The following is an 18,927-nucleotide window of genomic DNA, read 5'->3' as shown; positions in this document are numbered from 1 at the left end:
TCACGCTCCCAATATGTCGTCGATGAACGGCAGGCAGCCGGCGGTCAGCCCGGCATCCACGGGCATTACCACGCCTGTTACGCCCGATGCGCGGTCCGAGGCAAGGAAAGCCACCGCTTCAGCCACTTCCGAGGCGTCGACGATGCGGCCAAGCGGGTAGAGCCGCTTGAGCTTGCCCAGGATTTCCGGATCCTTGGCCAGGCGATGGTCCCAGGCGGCGGTGCGGATCGATCCGGGACAGACGACATTGGCGCGCACGCCACGGCGGCCGAGTTCGACGGCGATCGATTTGGCATAGGCGTTGATGCCGGCCTTGGCCGCGGCGTAGGCCGGATTGCCGAAATGCGCGATGGCGTTGACGGAGGAGATGAAGACGACGCTGCCTGACCCGCGCGCCGCCATCGCCTTGGCGATAGGGTCGGCGAAAGTCATCACCCCGGTCAGATTGAGGTCGATCTCGTGCTCTATTCTGTCGGCATCGAGCGCGGAAATCGTCTCGGCGCGCGTCCAGCCGGCATTGTTGATCAGGATGTCGGGCACGCCGTCCTTGTCCAGCACGGCGGCGATCCCCGCCTCGATCGAAGCCCGGTCGAGTAGGTTGAAGACATGGCGCGAGGCAAGGTGCGGGCTTGCCAGCGCCTCCTGCGACTGGTCGCAGCCCACCACCCGTGCGCCCCTTTGCGCCAGCAATGCGACGATCGCCGAGCCAAGGCCGCCGCCGGCACCGGTGACGACGACAGTGCGGCCTTCGAATTCGGCTTTCGAAACCACGGCGCTTGCTCCTCCCGCAGGTCAGGCAGATCCCGGCAGGCTACTGAAAGAAATGTAATTAAGCAACACGATAATCCGCTTGCATGCGCAGAATTCCTCGATAATGTAGGAAAGTCACATAAATCTTGCGCCAGCCATCGGCACAAGGAGCGCAAATGCGCGGAACAATGGGAGAGATCAGATGAGCCTTGCCAAATGGACTGTCGGCCTGATGGCCGGAATGAGCATGCTGGCCTTCGCGGCGCAGGCGAATGCGGGTGAAGTGCGCGTCACCGTCGCCGAATACAGCGCCAAGACCGGTCCGTATTTTGAAGCGGTCAAGAAGGAGTTCGAGGCCAAGAACCCCGGCATCACCGTAAAGTTCGAGGTCGTGCCGTGGGATGTGCTCTTGCAGAAGCTGACCACCGACATCACCGCCGGCACCAATGCCGACCTGTCGATCATCGGCACGCGCTGGCTGATCGACTTCGTCCAGCAGGACGTCGCCGAGCCGCTCGACAGCTACATCACGCCCGACTTCAAGGGCCGTTTCATCGACACCTTCCTGTCGCCCTCGATCATGGGCGGCAAGACCTACGGCCTGCCGATCGCCGCTTCGGCGCGCGCGCTCTACTACAACAAGGAGCTGTTCGAGAAGGCCGGCATCGCCAAGCCGCCGGCAACCTGGACCGAACTGCAGGACGATGCGCGCAAGATCAAGGCGCTGGGGTCCGGCACCTTCGGTTTCGGCCTGCAGGGCAAGGAGATCGAGACCGACGTCTATTACTACTACGCCATGTGGTCGCAAGGCACGGAGATCCTCAACAAGGACGGCACGTCGGGCCTCGGCACGCCGGGCGCGCTCGAAGCCGCAAAGCTCTACAAGTCGATGATCGACGAGGGGCTGACCGAACCAGGTGTGACCTCCAACAATCGCGAGGACGTGCAGAACCTGTTCAAGCAGGGCAAGGTCGGCATGATGATCACGGCACCCTTCCTGTCCAACCAGATCAAGGACGAGGCGCCGAAGCTGAAATACGGCGTGGCGGCCATTCCGGCGGGTCCGACCGGCGCGCGGGGCACCTATGGCGTCACCGATTCCATCATCATGTTCAAGAACTCCAAGAACAAGGACGAGGCCTGGAAGCTGCTCGACTTCCTGTTCACCACGGAACAGCGCGCCAAGTTCACGCAAGGCGAAGGCTTCCTGCCGGTGAACAAGGAAGAGGCCAAGATGGACTATTACGTCAACAATGCCGATCTCGCCGCCTTCACCGCGCTGCTGCCCGACGCCCGCTTCGCGCCGGTCATTCCGGGCTGGGAAGAGATCGCCCAGATCACATCGGACGCCATGCAGAAGATCTATCTCGGCGGCGACCCGGAGGCAGGCTTGAAGGACGCGGCGGCCAAGGCCAACGCCGTGCTGAAGAAATAGGGCGTATCTCCCTGCGCCCCGTGGCGCGCCCCAGACTCAGGCGGGGCGCGCCACTTCCTTGGTTTCCCGCCTGGTGCGGTGGATCCGAAATTCGCATAGAGACTTCTGATCCGCGCCGAGGTTGCAAACCAGCCGATGCAAAATCGTCTCCTGCCCTATCTCCTGACCTTGCCCAGCCTGTTCCTGGCGGCGGTCGTCATCTTCTGGCCGGTCTGGGACCTGATCCAGATATCGACGCATGACGTCAACCGCTTCGGCCAGTTGCGCGAGTTCAGCGGCCTTGCCAATTTCGCGTCGCTTGCCGCCGATCCCGACTTTGTCGCGGCACTCTGGCGCACCGGCTTGTGGACCGTTCTGGTGGTCGGCGGCGCGCTGCTCCTGTCGGTGCCGGTGGCGATGATCCTCAACACCGATTTCTACGGCCGTGGCATCGCCCGCGTCATCATCATGCTGCCCTGGGCGGTGTCGCTGACCATGACGGCGGTGGTCTGGCGCTGGGCGCTCAGCGGCGAAAGCGGCATGCTGAATTCGGCGCTGCTCGGCCTCGGCCTGATCGACCACAACATCCAGTGGCTGGCCAGCGCCGAGACGGCGTTCCCGATGCAGGTGCTGATCGGCATATTGGTGACGGTGCCGTTCACGACGACGATCTTCCTCGGCGGCCTGTCGTCGATCCCGGACGATCTCTACGAGGCGGCGGCGCTCGAGGGCGCCACGCCGCTGCAGCAGTTCCGCGAGATCACCTTTCCGTTGTTGAAGCCGTTCATCAACATCGCCATCGTGCTCAACACCATCTACGTCTTCAACTCCTTCCCGATCATCTGGGTGATGACGCAGGGCGGGCCGGCCAACTCGACCGACATCCTGGTCACCCACCTCTACAAGCTCGCCTTTCGCATCGGCAAACTGGGCGAGGCCTCGGCGGTGTCGCTGGTGATGTTCGCCATATTGCTGGTCTTCACCATGATCTATGTGCGCCTTGCCATGCGGGAGCAGCGCGCATGACCAGCAAACTCAAACGCACAATCATCGCCTGGCTGCTTTTGGCGCCGCTGATCGTGGTGACGATCTTTCCCTTCGCGGTGATGTTCCTGACCGCGGTCAAGCCGCGCCAGGAGGTGCTGTCGCCGACATGGTGGCCAAGCGAGTTCCGCTGGTCGAATTTTGCCGACATGTGGGTGGCGACGGGCTTTGGCCAGGCACTGGCGAATTCGCTCTATGTCTCGATCATCGCCACGGTCGGCGCCATCCTCATCTCCGTCCCCGCTGCCTATGCCATGTCGCGCTTTCGCTTTGCCGGCTACGGCGCCTTCCGCCAGTTCCTGCTGATCTCGCAGATGATCTCGCCGATCGTGCTGGTGCTCGGCCTGTTCCGGCTGATGGCCGCCTGGGGGCTGGTGGAATCGACGACGGCGCTCGGCTTCATCTACATGTCCTTCAACGTCGCCTTCACCGTGTGGATGCTGCAGAGCTATTTCGACACCATCCCGCGCGACCTCGAGGAGGCCGCCTGGATGGAAGGCGCCGGGCGCTGGCTGACCCTGCGCAAAGTGTTCCTGCCGCTCTGCCTGCCGGCGATCGCGGTGACCGCGATCTTCACCTTCATCAATGCCTGGAACGAATTCGTCGTGGCATTGACCATGCTGCGCAGCCAGGAAAGCTACACGCTGCCGATCCAGGTCTTTTCCCTCGTCGCCGGCCGCTACACGATCGAGTGGCATCACGTCATGGCGGCGACGCTGCTTGCGACGCTGCCGGTGGCGATCCTGTTCATATGGCTGCAGCGCTACCTCGTCCGGGGCCTGGCGCTCGGGGCCGTCAAATAGCCGCTATCGACTTCGGAGCTTTCATGCGCATCTTCACCGCCTCGCTGGCGACGGAAACCAACACCTTCTCGCCGGTGCCGACCGACCGGGCCTCGTTCGAGATGGCGTTCTATGCCGGGCCAGGCAAGCACCCGGAGACGCCGACGCTGTGCTCTTCGCCGATCGTCGCCTTGCGCCGGCGCGCGGCCAGGGAAGGGCTGACCGTGATCGAAGGCACCGCGACCTGGGCCGAGCCGGGCGGCCTGGTGCAGCGGCAGACTTTCGAGGCGCTGCGCGACGAGATTCTCGACCAGTTGAAGGCGGCACTGCCGGTCGAAGCGGTCATCCTCGGGCTGCACGGCGCCATGGTGGCGCAAGGTTATGACGATTGCGAAGGCGATCTGCTGGAACGTGTGCGCGCGATTGTCGGGCCCGACGTGGTGATCGCCTCGGAATTCGATCCGCACAGCCATCTGACGCCCAAGCGCGTGGCAGCGTCGGACATCATGGCCTATTTCCTCGAATTCCCGCACACCGATTTCTACGAACGCGGCGAGCATGTCGTGGAGCTCGGGCTGGCCGCCGCGCGCGGCGAGATCAAGCCGGTCATTTCGACCTTCGACTGCCGCATGATCCAGGTGCTGCCGACCAGCCGCGAGCCGATGCGCTCCTTCGTCGACCGTGTCAAAGCGCTGCACGGCAAGGACGGCGTGCTGTCGGTTTCCGTCATCCACGGCTTCATGGCCGCCGACGTGCCGGAAATGGGCACGCGCATCCTCGTCGTCACCGACAATGACAAGGCCAGGGGCGACGCGCTGGCGGAACGGCTGGGACGCGAGCTCTACGAACTGCGCGAAAAGACGGCGATGACGATGCTCGATACCGCCGATGGCATCGACCGGGCGCTGGCCGTGCGCGCCAACCACCCCGGCAAGCCGGTGGTCATCGCCGATATCTGGGACAATCCCGGCGGCGGCGTTCCCGGCGACGGCACCTTCGTGCTGCGCCAGATGCTGGCGCGTGGCCTCGACAAATTCGGCGTGGCGACGATCTGGGACCCGATCGCCGTGACCTTCTGCCTGGCGGCGGGCGAGGGCGCGGTCATCGACCTGCGTTTCGGCGGCAAGGCCGGGCCGCAGGCGGGTGAGCCGATCGACGCCCGCGTCAAGGTGCTGAAGGCCGTTGCCGAGGGCTGGCAGAGTTTCGGGCCGAGCCGGGTGACGCTCGGGCCGACCGCGCTGGTGCGCATCGAAGGCACCGAGGTCGACATCATCCTCAACACCAACCGAACCCAGACCTTCGAGCCGGACATTTTCTCCAATATCGGCGTCGATCCGGCGGGCAAGGATATGCTGCTGATCAAGTCGACCAACCATTTCTACGCCGGCTTCGAGCCGATCGCGGCGGAGATCATCTACGTCACGGCACCGAGTTCGTATCCGAGCAATCCGGCGGTGACCGATTACAGGAAGCTAACTCGGCCGGTGTGGCCTCGGGTGAAGGATCCTTGGAAGGATTAGACCCCACCTTCTCCCACAGGGGGAGAAGGAAGAGGCGCTACACCAATCCGCGCTTGATCATCATCGCCTCCGCCGAAGGCATCTTGCCGCGAAACGCCGTGTAGAGCTCTTCGGGGTCCTTCGAGCCGCCGGCGGCGTAGATGTTCTTGCGCAGCCGTTCGGCCAAGGCCGGGTTGAAGGGATCGCCGGTCTCCTCGAAGGCGGCGAAGGCGTCGGCGTCCAGCACTTCCGACCACATGTAGGAATAGTAGCCAGCCGAATAGCCGTCGCCTGAGAAGACATGGCCGAAATGCGGGGTGCGGTGACGCATCGCGATGGTGTCGGGCATGTCGAGTTTTTCCAACGTTTCGGCTTCGAAACGAAGCGGCTCGGCCGGGGCATCGGGCCGAGCGTGATAGGCCATGTCCATCAAGGCGGAAGACGTGAATTCCACCGTGGCGAAGCCGGCGCCGAAGGTGCGCGTGGCCAGCATCTTGTCGAGCAAGGCCTTCGGCATCGGCTTGCCGGTCTTGACGTGCAGCGCGTGTTTCTCCAGCACCGCCGGCACCGTCAACCAGTGCTCGTAGAGCTGCGAGGGCAGCTCGACGAAATCGCGGCTGACCGAAGTGCCTGACACCGACGGCCAGGTGACGTCGGTCAGCATGCCATGCAGCGCATGGCCGAACTCGTGGAACAGCGTCTTGGCCTCGTCGAGGGACAGCAGGGCCGGTTCGCCGGCCGGCGGCTTGGCGAAGTTCATGATGTTGTAGATCACCGGCTTCGAACCATGGCCGAGTTTATAGCCGGATTTCAGCGCGCTCATCCAGGCGCCGGAACGCTTCGAGGGCCGTGCGAAATAATCGGCGAGGAACAAGGCGCGCTCGCTGCCATCGGCGTTCTTCACCACGAAGACGCGCGCGTCGGGGTGCCAGGCGGCGATGCCCTTTTTCTCCTCGAAGGTGATGCCGAACAGTTTGGTCGCGACGTCGAAGCAGGCGTCGATGACCCGGTCGAGCTGCAGATAGGGCTTCAGTTCCGCTTCGTCGAAGGCGAATTTTTCCGCGCGCAGCTTCTCCTGGTAGAAGCGCCAGTCCCAGGCGGCGAATTTCTCGTTGCTGCCGGCTTCCGCCGCCAGGCGCTCCAATTCCTTCTGGTCCGCGGCGGCCTTTTCCAGCGCCTTTTCCCAGACCGGATCGAGCAGGTCGTGCACCGCCTCCGGCGTCTTGGCCATGGTGTCGTCGAGCTTCAGCGCGGCGAAGGAGGCATAGCCGAGCAGCTTAGCCTTTTCGGCGCGCAGCTTCAGCATGTCGCGCACCACCGAGGTATTGTCGCTGGCGCCGCCATTCTGGCCGCGCATGGTGAAGTCTTTGAAGGCGACCTCGCGCAGGTCGCGGCGTTCCGAGAAGGTCGTGAACGGCTCGTAGATCGAGCGCGACAAAGTGACGGCGTAGCGCCCCTTCTGGCCGCGCATCTCGGCCGCCTCTGCCATCGAGCTCCGGACGAAATCCGGGAGGCCGGCAAGGTCGGCCTCGTCGAGAAACAGCGCCCAGTCGCGCTCGTCGGCCAGCACGTTCTGGCCGAAAGCCGTACCGAGCGATGACAGCTCCTCATTGATCCTGGCAAGCCGCTTCTTGCCTTCGGCATCGAGCTTGGCGCCGGAGCGGACGAAACCCTTCCAGGTCTTCTCCAGCACCCGCAGGGTCTCGGCGTCGAGGCCGAGGCTCTCGCGGCGCTGGTAGAGGTCGTCGATGCGGGCAAACAGCTTTTCGTTCATCGAGATCGCGGAAAAGTGCCTGGACATCTTCGGCGAGATATCGCGCTCCAGCGCCTGGATCGTCTCGTTGGTGTAGGCGCCGGCACGGCACCAGAAGATCGACGAGACATGATCAAGCGCCTCGCCGCCGAGTTCCAGCGCGGCAAGCGTGTTCTCGATGGTCGGGGTGTCCTTGTTGCCGGCGATCGCGTCGATCTCCGCCTCATGGGCCTTCAACGCCGCATCGAAGACCGGGGAAAAATCACCGTCGCCGATATGGGCGAAATCGGGCAGGCCGAGCGGCCCCTGCCACGCGGTCAGCGGATGGGCGGCAAGGTCGACGGCTTTCGTGGAAGGCATGGAGGGTCTTTCGCTGGCGTCAAGAAGGAGGGTGTCACCGATGTAGGGCGCGGCCCGCGAGGCCGCAATATGGCAACTGGCCGATCCGCCTCAATAGGCTTCGCAGTTTTCGGCGATGGCCGCCTGCGAGCTGGCGGTGATGCGGTTGCCGGCCACCGCGAAGGTTTCCTGCATCAGCATGTCATTGTCGGGGAAGTCGTAGCAGGCGATCACCGTGGTGACGCCGCCTTCGCTCTTTTCGATGCGGTGGCGGATCGCCGCACCCGCAACCGCGCCTTTCCATTCGTCGAGCGCGGCGATGAACTCCTGCTTGCTCTGGACGACGCCGAGGTCTTCGAGCGTGATGCGGACGTCGTCGGCAAGCAGGTCCGCGAGTTCGGTGCGGTCGGCGACCAGCAGCGCCGAATACCAGCGGCTGATGATGGCGCCGTCATCGGCGCGCGCCGCAACGATCGCTATCAGCAGTGCGGCGGCGGTGAAGACGACCGACCGGACGTTCCTCACCGGGCGCGCCTTGCCGTTCATTCCAGCACCGGCCGCTCGAAATCGCCGGTCTCCTTGTTCATCACCCAGAGCTCGCCGGTCGAAATGTCGAACCAGGCGCCGTGCAGCGACAGCCGCCCCTTGCCCTCGAGGATCGAGACACAGGGAAAAGTCCGGAGGTTGGCGATGGAATAGCGGATCGAGATGCGTTCAAGCGCTGTCTGGCGCTCCGCCGCCGTCATGAAGGTGCTGGAGGAGACCGTTTCGGCGGCAGGCGCGATCAGGCTCATCCATTTGCCGATGAAGTCGCCGGGAGACAGCGGCGCGGCATTGGGGTCGAGCGCGGCGCGGATGCCGCCGCAGCGGCCATGGCCCATGACGACGATGTTCTTGACCTTGAGGCTCTGCACCGCGAATTCGAGCGCCGCCGAGGTCGAATGGAATTCGCCGTCCGGCGCGTAGGGCGGCACCAGATTGCCGACATTGCGCAGCACGAAGAGTTCGCCCGGCCCAGCGTCGAAGATCGCTTCTGGGGCCGCGCGCGAGTCGCAGCAGGCGACGATCATCGTCTCCGGGGCCTGCCCCTCGCGGGCGAGCTCGCGGTAGCGGCCGCTCTCGGTGAGGTAGCGGCCATTCATGAAATTGCGGTAGCCGGCGAGGAGGTGATCGGGAAGATGAGGCATGGGCGGCTAAGGCCTTTCCGGGGTTGGAGGCGGCAGCTCGTTGCGGTCGAGAAAGCCTCTAACGGTAAAAGCCCGTCACGAGCAATGCAGAATTGTGGGGTCTGGACATAAACGCCATGCATATAAGCGGGATGCCCGTCGACATTGTCACGCCCAGATGGCGACCGGTATGCCAAAACCGTCAACGAGTGGCGGGTTGGGAAATGGCCTTGCCACGCCGCTGGCGATGCGGCCGGCGATGAGCATCATGACGGCCGCATCGAGGAAATCGTCGGCGGCCGCGCCACGCGGCGGCGGCTGGTCGAGGAAGCCGATGTCGTAGCCGTGCCGGCACAGCAGCGCCTTGCGTTCCGCCATGCCGGCCGGATTGACGCTGCCCTTGATCTTCTTCGGCAGCTGCATGGCCCGGTCGCCATTCAGGCGGCAGAAGGCCACTTCCGGATGCGATTCGAAGATACGGCCGCGCAGATCGGGCCGCGCGATCAGCAGCGCGTCGATCTCGCGGATCTTCGAGAAGATGCCGAAGGCCTGGATGGAAACGCCGCGCGGCGGGTCGGACGTGGCCCTTGCCACCTCGCTTGCCCTGCGATGCGCGGCATACCAGGCTTCGATTGTGGTGAAGTCATCGGTATCGGCATAAAGCGCGGCGCGCGACGGGATCGAAAAGACGCTGGACTGGCGCGCGCCGAGCAGCGGCCTGACCAGCGCTTCCGGTCCGCGGCCGCCCTTGCTCGACAATTCGGGCAGGCCGATCGGCATGTCGACGGCGACAATCGCATCGTCGGGAGTTGTCGCAAGCAGCGCCGCGAAACTGGCGAAAATCTCGAGAGAGGGTGCTGAACCGGGGCTACGAGGTGTCAAACCGGGGTTACGAGGTATCGAACCAGGGTTGCGAGGTGTCGAACCGGGCTCGCGCCGCACGGCGATCCAGCCGGCCTTGCAGCCATCGGCACCGACGAGCACGACCCCGGCCGAACTCACGCCCGGCGGTCCCGCCCCGGATGCGTGAGATGGCGCAGCTGCACCATGGCCATCGGGTGCGACAGGCTCTGCGCATCGGTCTCGAGCTGCAGCTCGTCGCCGCCGCGTTTTGCCGTGCGCGCCAGGATCTCGTAGACCGCCGCTGTGGTCGATTGCAACGCCTTGATCGGCGGCTGGCCGGAAAGGATGCGGGCGAGGTAGACGGCCGCCGTCAGATCACCCAGGCCGTTCGGCGGCTTGTCGATCACGCGATGTTCGGCCAGCAGCGCCTGGGTGCCGTCGAGCAGCAGATTGCCGGTGCCGCCAATCATCATCGAATGCGCCGAGGTGACCAGCATCGTCGACGGACCGGCGTGGAGTGCTGCCGCGATCACCGATTTCAGGTCGGGCAGCGGCGCTCCGGCCATCCATTCCAGCTCGTAGCGGTTGGGCGTGGCGATGTCGGCGATCGGCATCAGCCGGTCGCGCATGGCTGCGGCCGTTGGCTCGGGCACATAGAGCCCGCCGGAATCGCCCATCACCGGATCGCAGATATAGACGGCATCAGGCGTCCTGGCCTTCACGGCGGCGACCAGCGAGGCGACGGCCTCGGCCTGGCCGGCCTCGCCGAGATAGCCCGACAGAACCGCGCCGACCTCGCCCAGCCATGGCGCGCGTTCGAGATCGGCCATCAGCGCCCTGAACTGGTCGAGCGGCGGCACGATGCGTGTCGCCCGCCCATGGCCGGGATGCCAGGGCAGGATGACCGTCGGCACCGCCCAGACTGGAAAGCCCAGGGTCTCCAGCGCAAAGACGGCGGCACGGTTGCCGACCGAGCCACGGGCGACATGGCTGGAAATGACGATGACCGCACGCGGCGCGTCGGGTTTTTCGGCACTCATTGTTTTTTGATTCCTAGCTGCCTCGGGTGAGGAAAAGCACGAGCCAGACCATCAGGCCCAGCGCCAGAAGCAGGCCGAGTATCCTGCCAATGCGCGTGCCCCAGACCTCGATCGGGTCGGTGCGGTCGGCATCGGTGGCGGCGACATGGTCGCGCACGCCCTTCGTCGTCCGCGCCACGAAGGAGGCGCCCGCCGGATCGGTCTCCTGCGCGACGCGCTCGAGGATGCGGCGCGATTCCCTGTCGCTGTCCTGGCGTTGCGCCATGATGATGTCCCGTTTCGACAGGACCTTATCGCTTTCGCGCGGCCAATCACAGGGCCTTGCGGCAAGGCGATGGATGCCTTCGCTGGTCCGTAGGCCGAGGCCGTTTTCTTGCGCGCTGATTGTGGTAATGCTTCGCATGCAACTTCTACCGAGGGACCCCATCATGCTTGCCCAGCGCCTTGCTCGACCGTCGACATTCCGCACGCTGCCCGCCTTCCTGATGATGGCGATCGTGCTGCCGCTGCTTGCCGGCTGCGGCTACAACACGATCCCGACGGCGGAGGAAAACGCCAAGGCGGCCTGGAGCGAGGTGTTGAACCAGTATCAGCGCCGCGCCGACCTCATCCCCAATCTGGTCGAGACGGTCAAAGGCTATGCCTCGCATGAAAAGGACACGCTCGATGCGGTCGTCGAGGCGCGCGCCAAGGCGACGCAGATCACGGTGACGCCGGATACGCTGAAGGACCCCGAAGCCCTCAAGAAGTTCCAGGATGCCCAGGCCGGACTGACCAGCGCGCTGTCGCGGCTGATCGCGGTGTCGGAGGCCTATCCCGACCTCAAGGCCAACCAGAATTTTCTGGCGCTGCAGGCGCAGCTCGAGGGCACGGAAAACCGCATCGCGGTGGCGCGGCGCGACTACATCCAGGCGGTCAGGGACTACAATCTGACGCTGAAGACCTTCCCGTCGGTACTGTGGGCGACCTTCTGGTTCCGCGGCAACGAGCCCTTCGCCAACTTCACCGTCGACGAAGACAAGATGCAACCGCCGAAGGTCGATTTCGGCACGAAGCAGGGCGGGTGACAGCCAGGGGCAAACGTCGTGATCTCGCGGGCCGATGACGGACGGCGTCTGGGTCGCCTTGTCGCTGTTGCGCTCTTCGTCCTGGCGCTTCCGTTCGCGGCCTTCGCCGCGGACCTGCCGGCGCTTACCGGCCGTGTCGTCGACAATGCCGGCATCATCGATGCCGGCACAAAGGCGGCGCTGGCACAGAAGCTCGCGGATTTCGAGACAAAAGGCTCCGACCAGATCGTCGTGGCGACGATTCCCAGCCTCGGCGGCGAGGAGATCGAGCCTTACGCCAACCGGCTGTTCCGCTTCTGGAAGCTTGGCCAGGCCAAGGAGAACAACGGCGTGCTTCTGCTGGTCGCGCCGAACGACCGCAAGATGCGCATCGAGGTCGGCTACGGGCTGGAAGGCACGCTGACCGACCTGCACACCAAGCTGATCATCGAAAACGACATGGTGCCGGCGTTCCGCGCCGGCGATTTCTCCGGCGGCATCTCGAAGGCCGTCGACGACATGATCATGGTGCTGGACGGCAATCCCGAGGAACTGGAAGCGCGCGGCAAGCGCAACCAGCAGGCGCCGTTCAATTCCGACGATCTGTTCTTCGCCATTTTCATCAGCATCTGGGCGATCATCTTCTTCGGCAGCATCGCCGCCTCCATCCTGCCGCCGATCTTCGGCAAGAAGCTTGGACCCGGCCGCTATCGCTGGCTCGGCATGACCTTCGAGCCCGGCCGGCGCTCCTCGAGTGGCGGCTGGTCCTCCGGCAGTTCCGGCGGCGGCTGGTCTTCGGGCGGCGGTGGCTTTTCCGGCGGCGGCGGTTCGTCCGGCGGCGGCGGCTCATCGGGAAGCTGGTGACGGCATGACGACACGCACCATCCGCCTGCGGCGGCCTGGCCAGTTTAGCCCGGCGATCCAAGTCGTCCTGGCCACGCTGGCGCTGCTGTTGTCCGGCTTTGCGGTTTTCGCCGCCGAATTGCCTGTCCTGACCGGCCGCGTCGTCGACAATGCCGGCATCATCGATGCCAGCACCAAGGCAGCGCTGACGCAGAAGCTCGCGGATTTCGAGAAAAAGGGCTCCGACCAGATCGTCGTGGCGACGATCCCCAGCCTCGGCGGCGAGGAGATCGAGCCCTACGCCAACCGGCTGTTCCGCTTCTGGAAGCTCGGCCAGGCCGGCGAGAACAACGGCGTGCTTTTGCTGGTCGCCAAGAACGACCACAAGATGCGCATCGAGGTCGGCTACGGGCTGGAAGGCACGCTGACCGACCTGCACACCAAACTGATCATCGAAAACGACATGGTGCCGGCGTTCCGCGCCGGCGATTTCTCTGGCGGCATCTCCAAGGCCGTCGACGACATGGTCATGGTGCTCGAAGGTCATCCGGAGGAGCTGGAAGCGCGCGGCAAGCGCAATCCCGTAGACAGCAGCACCCCCATCGACCCGATCGTCGTGGTGTTCGTGATCCTCTGGGCGACGATGTTCTTCGGCGGCCTGGCCATGGCGGTCCTGCCGCCGATGTTTGGCACCAAGCTGTCGCCGGGTGTGTATAGATGGCTGGGCATGACGTTCCGTTACGGCCGGGGGCCAAGCGGATCCTCGGGCTCCAGCGGCTGGTCGACGGGTTCGTCGGGCGGTGGCTGGTCGTCGGGAAGCTCCAGCAGTGGCTGGTCGTCCGGGTCGAGCAGCAGCGGCGGCGGGTTCTCGGGCGGCGGCGGCTCGTCCGGTGGTGGCGGTTCTTCAGGAAGCTGGTGAGACAATGGCAACACGACCGATCAGCCCGCAGGATCATGAGCGTATCGCCGACGCGATCCGCGCCGCGGAAACCAAAACCGACGGCGAGATCTACTGCGTCGTCGCGCATGCCAGCGACGGCTATTTCGCTCCCGCCGCCTTGATGGCGACACTGGGCATGCTGATCGTCAGCCTCGCCGTGGCTTATGGGCTGGAGGCATGGTGGCTCACCATCCGCCTGCCGCATTTCGTCAGCGCGCAATTGCTGGCGCTGGCCTGCGTGCTGGTCCTGTTGTGGGCGGTTCCCGGGCTGCGCATCCATATGGTGCCACGGCGGCTGCGCTATCAGGCCGCGCACGCCAACGCGATCAAGCAGTTCCTCGCCCGCAACGTCCACCGCACAACGGCGCGCACCGGCGTGCTGATCTTCGTCTCGATCGCCGAACGCTATGCCGAGGTGGTCGCCGATTCGGGCATCGACGCCAAGGTCGGCCAGCATGTCTGGGACGGCGTGGTGCGTGACCTGACGGCGCATGCCGGCGACGACCGGCTTGCCGACGGCTTCGTCAAGGCGATCGAGCAGGTGGGGGCCGTGCTGGCCGAGCATTTCCCGGTGACGTCAGGCGATACCAACGAGCTCGACGACCATCTGGTCGAGATTTGAGAACCCACCTCTAGACGCACACTTTCCGGTCCGGCCAGTCTCCGGACGGGCGTTGCGTGATGTCAGCAATGTCTGGTTCGGCTGTGAGAAAGCGGTCGGCGGGCCGCCCGGACTCTTGCAATCGGCCGATGCGGGTTTATGGTTAACAAATCATGAATACGCTGACGATCGACATCCGGAAAGCCGACCCGCGCGATGCAGGCGCCATTGCCGAAGTGCATCTGGAAGCCTGGCGCGGCGCCTATTCCGGCATCATTCCGCACCGCACGCTGACGTCGATGATCAACCGCCGCGGCGCCGACTGGTGGGCGAATGCGATTCGCCGCGCCGCCACCGTTCTGGTCGTCGAAATCGGCGGCACGATCGCCGGCTATGCGACGATCGGCAAGAATCGCGCCCGGGAGCTCAAGCAGCAAGGCGAGATCTACGAATTGTACCTGCGCCCCGAATATCAAGGCATCGGGCTTGGCCGGCGGCTGTTTTCGGCGGCCAGGGCGCGGCTTGCCGACCACGGCCTGAAGGGCATGGTGGTGTGGGCGCTGGAAGACAACCAGAATGCTCTGGCCTTCTATGCCGGCGCCGGCGGCCGTGATGTCGCCGAGGGCGTCGAGATCTTCGAGCAGAAAGCGCTGAAGAAGGTCGCCTTCGTCTGGGAATGACCACCCAGAGATGATCGCGGAAGGCAAAGCCGGTACGCGGCGCGTATCCCCGTGAAATCACGACGCTGAAACATCTTGTGCTAATGATTGAACGGGTCTGATGCCGTCGTGTCTCGCCTGACGTCCGCGAGCACCATTAGCCGCATTGCGCCATTGTGCGCCGCCCGCTATCTCCTCCCGACCGAGAGAGGGACAAATCCATGCGCATTGAAGCCATAGCCACCGGAAAGAATCCGCCCGATGACGTCAACGTCATCATCGAAGTGCCGATCGGCGGCGAGCCGATCAAGTATGAGATGGACAAGGAAGCCGGCACGCTGTTCGTCGACCGCTTCCTGCACACCTCGATGCGCTATCCCGGCAATTACGGCTTCGTGCCGCACACGCTGTCGGGCGACGGCGATCCGATCGACGTGCTGGTCTGCAACACGCGCGCGCTGGTGCCGGGCTGCGTCATCAATGTGCGGCCGATCGGCGTCTTGATCATGGAAGACAATGCCGGCCAGGACGAGAAGGTCATCGCCGTGCCATCGCCCAAACTGACGCTGCGTTACGAGAACGTTACCGAGTATAAGCAACTGCCCGACATCACCCTGCAGCAGGTGCAGCACTTCTTCGAGCACTACAAGGATCTCGAGCCCGGCAAATGGGTCAAGATCGAAGGCTGGCATGATTCCAAATATGCCAAGAAGATGATCGTCGACGCGATCGAGCGGGCGAAGGCAGCCAAGTAGCGCGACGCTGGGGTTCTACGGACCTTGGGGCGAAGGCCCTCAGCTTCGCTATACCAGGGCAGAGCAGCCGCGAAGCGGCGTCGCGGAGACCATGGTATCCATGCCGTGACGCAACGTGCAGTGCGCGGCGGCGCGGAATTCTGTACCGTTGCGGTCGTTGTTGATGTCGCGGCATGGATCCTCGGGTCTGCGCCGCGTTCGCTACGCTCCTTGCTCCGCCCGTGGATGACGAAGTTACGGGTGCTTCAGCGAACGTCCAACGGCTCAATTATCCACCCGGCCAAAAGCCGGCACATTGCCGATGACGGTGTGCCGGTCCTTGCCGCAGGCGAAGGTGCGCGCTTTCTCGTCGGCGAGTTTTCGCGCCTGGTCGTTGGCCTGCGGGTTGCCGGTGGCCAGCACAAGGCCGACGGTGCAGCTTTCTCGCGCGTCCACCTGGCCGACCTTGGCGACAAGCAGCACGTCGGTCGATTTGTTCTGATCCTCGGCATTGCTGATCGTGCGGCGGTGGATGACCGCGAAGGGCACGGCCTTGTCGCCATTGGTCTCGATGCGCCATTCAACCTTGGGCGCGGACGAATTGAAGCCTGAAAAACTCTCCCAGACGGACGTCATGTCGCCGCCGGGCGGAAAACCGTAAAACAGCGATTCGCGGGCGTCGTCATAGGCGATGAGCACGGGATAGCCGCGATAGCCCGAACAGGCGAGATCGGCCCAGTCGCCATCTCCTTCCGCGGCCTGCGCGTAGGTCACGCAATCCTTCTTCGAATCGAGGTCGGTGTAGGCGCTGGATATGTCGCCGGCATGAGCCGCCTGACACAGGCCGGCGAGCGCAAGCGGGATCAGAATGGCACGCATGACGACAATCTCCGGTTCGGGCCGGAGCAACGTATCGCCAATCGCTATTTCTTCAAGCTCGCTTCGATCAGCAGATCGGCGTTCGTCGCGACCGACTGGGCGGGACCGCCGAGGCCGAACAGCTGGCCGCTGATATAGGCGCCCTCGATCAAAAGCAGCAGCCCGTCGCCCAGCGTGTCGGGATCTTGGGCGCCCATCGCGGCGGCCATGGCGCGCAGCCGGCGGCGCAGTTCCTGCTTGTTGGCCTCGCTCACCACGCGGGCCGGGTGGCTATGGTCGGGATACTCGACCGCCGCGTTGGTCATGCCGCAGCCGCGATAGTCCGCCACTTGCGTGCGCTTGCCGATGCGGGTCAGGAAAGCCTTGATCTGCGCGCGCGGATCGCCCGGATGGGCTTTGACCGCCTCGTCGAAACGTTCCCAATATTCAAGATCGTATTGCCGAAGATAGGAAGCGGCCAACTCGTCCTTGGAAGGGAAGCTGCGGTAGAGGCTGGGCTTGGTGACGCCGGCGCGTTTGACGATCTCGTCGACGCCGATTGCCCTGATGCCGCGCCGATAGAAAAGGTCATACGCCACGTCGAGGATCTTCTTGGCCGCCTTCGGCGGCGGCGATGCATGATCGTCGCTGATGGTCAGTTCAATATTTTTGTCGGTTGGCATCATGGAACTCGATTGACAATGTTACCGATCGGTACGTATACAGGCTCCCATCTTTGTAACGTACCGGTCAGTAACATGATAGCTCAATCCCGTCCGTTTGGCCAGCGCTACGCTTTCGTGGTGGTCGGTGTCATTTTCCTTTGCCTTCTGATCGCCGCCGGGCTGCGCTCGGCGCCCGCCGTCATGATGCTGCCGCTGGAAAACAGTTTCGGCTGGCGGCGCGATGTCATCTCGCTGGCCGCCGGCGTCGGCATCCTGCTCTATGGTCTGACCGGCCCGTTCGCCGCCGCGCTGATGGAGCGGATCGGACTGCGACGCACGCTGATCGCATCGCTGCTGGTGATGTCGGGCTCGACCGCGCTCAGCCTGCTGATGACCAAGCCCTGGCATCTCTTCATCACCTGGGGCGTCTTCTCGGGCATCGGCTCCGGCGCCGTTGCCAGCGTGCTTGGCGCCACCATCGTCAACCGCTGGTTCAAGACCAATCGCGGCCTGGTCATGGGCCTGATGTCGGCCTCCAGCGCCACCGGCCTGCTGGTGTTCCTGCCGCTGCTCGCCTCGCTGGCGCAATCGGGCGGCTGGAAGCCGGTCGCTATCGCCGTCGCGGTCGCCACGGCCTGTCTGCTGCCGCTGGTCTGGCTGCTGGTCCCGGAGCGCCCGGCCTCGATCGGCATGGTGCGCTATGGCGCCGAGGCCGACGACGTGCCGCCGGTGCCACCGGCATCGCAGGGCAATTTCCTGGCGCATACGCTGAACACACTGCGCCGCGCGGCGGGCACGCGGGTGTTCTGGTACCTGTTCGCCACCTTCTTCGTCTGCGGCTTCACCACCAACGGGCTGGTCGGCACGCATCTGATCGCCTTCTGCGGCGACATGGGCATCGGCGAGGTGCAGGCCGCCGGCCTGTTGTCGATGATGGGCATTTTCGACCTGATCGGCACGACGCTGTCGGGCTGGCTCACCGACCGTTTCGACCCGCGCAAGCTGCTCGGCGTCTACTATGCCATCCGTGGTCTGTCGCTGATCTACCTGCCCTATTCCGGCTTCTCGGCGACCAGCCTGATCATCTTCGCCGTACTCTACGGCCTCGACTGGATCGCCACCGTGCCGCCGACGCTGCGGCTTGCCAACGAAGCATTCGGCGACCGCAGCGGCCCGATCGTGTTCGGCTGGATCGTCGCCGGCCACCAGGTGGGTGCGGCCGCCGCGGCCGCCTTTGGCGGCACGATGCGCGAGCTGCAGGGCAATTACGAGCTTGCCTTCCTCATCGCCGGCATGACCGCCATCGCGGCGGCCTGTATCTCGCTGCTGATCAACACCAGCCGGCCGGCCTTCGACCCGGAACCGCAAGCCGCATAAGGCGGGATAGGGCCAAACTCAGTCAAGGCGATCTGACGGCCGTCAGATCGCCTTGTGTGTTTCAGGGCGTGTCAATGGTTGCCGCTGTCCGGGCGGCAATTATGTGCGGTCAATCCGGGTAGCAGACCATCGGAATGTTCGGCCACACGGCGCTATCGCAGTTGGCGGCGTCCTGGCGCTGCTTGAAGGCGGCGCTGACCGGCCCCGTCACCATCGGGTCGACGCCATCGGGCGCATCGGCAAAGGCCTGCTCGGCGGTCTGGGTGTCTGACTGCGCAACGGCGCGCGCCCCCTTCTGGGTCGCGGCGGCAGACTGCGCGGCGTTGGCCGCCAGCAGCAAGGCAAAGGCCACCGAAGCAATGAGCGGCCAAAATCGGTTGAGTTTATCGGTCATGTCGGTCGAACTGCCCGGGCCCTGAAAGGTTCCCGCCTTGGTTAACAAAATCATCTCACACGCAGATGCTTAAGATTTGATGAGTATTTGGTGTCGCGCTTCCCCTTTCGCAACTGCGAAAAACCCTGTATGAGCCGCGCAACCGAAAGAGGCAGCGCCTTTGGCCTGCTGCCTGCAACG

At 64.5% G+C, this 18,927-nt stretch carries 21 protein-coding genes; 11 read left to right on the top strand and 10 right to left on the bottom strand.

The genetic code is table 11. The annotated features are described in order from the left end of the window. Complete coding sequence (locus QQK95_RS26215; protein ID WP_284277292.1) at nucleotides 1-771, bottom strand: SDR family NAD(P)-dependent oxidoreductase; 771 nt, start codon at nucleotides 769-771, stop codon at nucleotides 1-3. Nucleotides 772-952: 181 nt separating this feature from the next. On the opposite strand from QQK95_RS26215, the gene QQK95_RS26210 reads away from it, so the two are divergent. The 4 genes from QQK95_RS26210 to QQK95_RS26195 all read left to right on the top strand — a co-directional run bounded on the left by QQK95_RS26210 (nucleotide 953) and on the right by QQK95_RS26195 (nucleotide 5,510). Then, on the top strand, nucleotides 953-2,185 hold the full coding sequence (locus tag QQK95_RS26210; protein ID WP_284277291.1) for an ABC transporter substrate-binding protein: 1,233 nt from the start codon (nucleotides 953-955) through the stop codon (nucleotides 2,183-2,185). A 135-nt stretch (nucleotides 2,186-2,320) separates the two neighbouring features. Further along, the gene (locus QQK95_RS26205) at nucleotides 2,321-3,190 is read left to right on the top strand and encodes a carbohydrate ABC transporter permease (RefSeq protein WP_284277290.1); all 870 of its coding nucleotides are present in this window, start codon (nucleotides 2,321-2,323) and stop codon (nucleotides 3,188-3,190) included. After that, nucleotides 3,187-4,011: a carbohydrate ABC transporter permease gene (locus tag QQK95_RS26200; RefSeq protein ID WP_284277289.1), complete on the top strand. Its 825-nt coding sequence runs from the start codon at nucleotides 3,187-3,189 to the stop codon at nucleotides 4,009-4,011. The genes QQK95_RS26205 and QQK95_RS26200 overlap by 4 nt, the downstream gene beginning before the upstream one ends. Nucleotides 4,012-4,034: 23 nt before the next feature. Further along, a complete protein-coding gene (locus QQK95_RS26195) occupies nucleotides 4,035-5,510 on the top strand; it encodes a M81 family metallopeptidase (RefSeq protein ID WP_284277288.1) in 1,476 nt (491 codons plus the stop codon). Between the two features lie 37 nt (nucleotides 5,511-5,547). Here the strand turns inward: QQK95_RS26195 and QQK95_RS26190 are convergent, their stop codons facing one another. From QQK95_RS26190 to QQK95_RS26165, 6 genes are all read right to left on the bottom strand, one after another. Continuing rightward, nucleotides 5,548-7,602: a M3 family metallopeptidase gene (locus tag QQK95_RS26190; protein ID WP_284277287.1), complete on the bottom strand. Its 2,055-nt coding sequence runs from the start codon at nucleotides 7,600-7,602 to the stop codon at nucleotides 5,548-5,550. Between the two features lie 90 nt (nucleotides 7,603-7,692). Then, a complete protein-coding gene (locus QQK95_RS26185) occupies nucleotides 7,693-8,127 on the bottom strand; it encodes a nuclear transport factor 2 family protein (RefSeq protein WP_284277286.1) in 435 nt (144 codons plus the stop codon). Then, nucleotides 8,124-8,768 (bottom strand): carbonic anhydrase, encoded by a 645-nt coding sequence (locus QQK95_RS26180; protein WP_284277285.1) that lies wholly within the window; start codon nucleotides 8,766-8,768, stop codon nucleotides 8,124-8,126. Before QQK95_RS26180 ends, QQK95_RS26185 begins: the two co-directional genes overlap by 4 nt. A 147-nt stretch (nucleotides 8,769-8,915) precedes the next feature. Continuing rightward, nucleotides 8,916-9,749 (bottom strand): DUF429 domain-containing protein, encoded by an 834-nt coding sequence (locus QQK95_RS26175; RefSeq protein WP_284277284.1) that lies wholly within the window; start codon nucleotides 9,747-9,749, stop codon nucleotides 8,916-8,918. Beyond that, nucleotides 9,746-10,630, bottom strand: a complete 885-nt coding sequence (gene pdxY / locus QQK95_RS26170; RefSeq protein ID WP_284277283.1) for a pyridoxal kinase PdxY — start codon at nucleotides 10,628-10,630, stop codon at nucleotides 9,746-9,748. Before pdxY ends, QQK95_RS26175 begins: the two co-directional genes overlap by 4 nt. A 13-nt stretch (nucleotides 10,631-10,643) precedes the next feature. Beyond that, nucleotides 10,644-10,895 carry a hypothetical protein gene (locus QQK95_RS26165; RefSeq protein ID WP_284277282.1) on the bottom strand — a complete coding sequence of 84 codons (252 nt, stop codon included), beginning with the start codon at nucleotides 10,893-10,895 and terminating at the stop codon, nucleotides 10,644-10,646. 163 nt (nucleotides 10,896-11,058) lie between these two features. Here QQK95_RS26165 and QQK95_RS26160 point away from each other — a divergent pair, with 163 nt between their 5' ends. The 6 genes from QQK95_RS26160 to ppa all read left to right on the top strand — a co-directional run bounded on the left by QQK95_RS26160 (nucleotide 11,059) and on the right by ppa (nucleotide 15,474). After that, nucleotides 11,059-11,697, top strand: a complete 639-nt coding sequence (locus QQK95_RS26160) for a LemA family protein (protein WP_172348005.1) — start codon at nucleotides 11,059-11,061, stop codon at nucleotides 11,695-11,697. A gap of 21 nt (nucleotides 11,698-11,718) precedes the next feature. Beyond that, the gene (locus QQK95_RS26155; protein ID WP_409371713.1) at nucleotides 11,719-12,540 is read left to right on the top strand and encodes a TPM domain-containing protein; all 822 of its coding nucleotides are present in this window, start codon (nucleotides 11,719-11,721) and stop codon (nucleotides 12,538-12,540) included. A 4-nt stretch (nucleotides 12,541-12,544) separates the two neighbouring features. Continuing rightward, the gene (locus QQK95_RS26150) at nucleotides 12,545-13,438 is read left to right on the top strand and encodes a TPM domain-containing protein (protein ID WP_284277281.1); all 894 of its coding nucleotides are present in this window, start codon (nucleotides 12,545-12,547) and stop codon (nucleotides 13,436-13,438) included. A gap of 4 nt (nucleotides 13,439-13,442) precedes the next feature. Continuing rightward, the gene (locus QQK95_RS26145; protein WP_284277280.1) at nucleotides 13,443-14,081 is read left to right on the top strand and encodes a TPM domain-containing protein; all 639 of its coding nucleotides are present in this window, start codon (nucleotides 13,443-13,445) and stop codon (nucleotides 14,079-14,081) included. A gap of 152 nt (nucleotides 14,082-14,233) precedes the next feature. After that, nucleotides 14,234-14,740, top strand: a complete 507-nt coding sequence (locus QQK95_RS26140) for a GNAT family N-acetyltransferase (protein WP_010912199.1) — start codon at nucleotides 14,234-14,236, stop codon at nucleotides 14,738-14,740. Between the two features lie 200 nt (nucleotides 14,741-14,940). Further along, nucleotides 14,941-15,474 (top strand): inorganic diphosphatase, encoded by a 534-nt coding sequence (ppa, locus tag QQK95_RS26135; protein WP_284277278.1) that lies wholly within the window; start codon nucleotides 14,941-14,943, stop codon nucleotides 15,472-15,474. A gap of 264 nt (nucleotides 15,475-15,738) precedes the next feature. Here ppa and QQK95_RS26130 read toward each other — a convergent pair whose 3' ends face one another. Both QQK95_RS26130 and QQK95_RS26125 read right to left on the bottom strand, forming a co-directional pair. Next, nucleotides 15,739-16,332, bottom strand: a complete 594-nt coding sequence (locus tag QQK95_RS26130; protein ID WP_284277276.1) for a hypothetical protein — start codon at nucleotides 16,330-16,332, stop codon at nucleotides 15,739-15,741. A gap of 44 nt (nucleotides 16,333-16,376) precedes the next feature. After that, nucleotides 16,377-16,994 (bottom strand): TetR/AcrR family transcriptional regulator, encoded by a 618-nt coding sequence (locus tag QQK95_RS26125; RefSeq protein WP_284277275.1) that lies wholly within the window; start codon nucleotides 16,992-16,994, stop codon nucleotides 16,377-16,379. 75 nt (nucleotides 16,995-17,069) lie between these two features. Here QQK95_RS26125 and QQK95_RS26120 point away from each other — a divergent pair, with 75 nt between their 5' ends. Continuing rightward, the gene (locus tag QQK95_RS26120) at nucleotides 17,070-18,353 is read left to right on the top strand and encodes an MFS transporter (RefSeq protein ID WP_284277274.1); all 1,284 of its coding nucleotides are present in this window, start codon (nucleotides 17,070-17,072) and stop codon (nucleotides 18,351-18,353) included. A gap of 109 nt (nucleotides 18,354-18,462) precedes the next feature. Here QQK95_RS26120 and QQK95_RS26115 read toward each other — a convergent pair whose 3' ends face one another. After that, on the bottom strand, nucleotides 18,463-18,801 hold the full coding sequence (locus QQK95_RS26115; RefSeq protein ID WP_284277273.1) for a hypothetical protein: 339 nt from the start codon (nucleotides 18,799-18,801) through the stop codon (nucleotides 18,463-18,465). Nucleotides 18,802-18,927: the final 126 nt, after the last annotated feature.

The organism is Mesorhizobium huakuii, assembly GCF_030160235.1.
GTDB classification, from domain to species: domain Bacteria; phylum Pseudomonadota; class Alphaproteobacteria; order Rhizobiales; family Rhizobiaceae; genus Mesorhizobium; species Mesorhizobium huakuii.
This window is presented reverse-complemented; position numbering and strand designations above follow the sequence as displayed.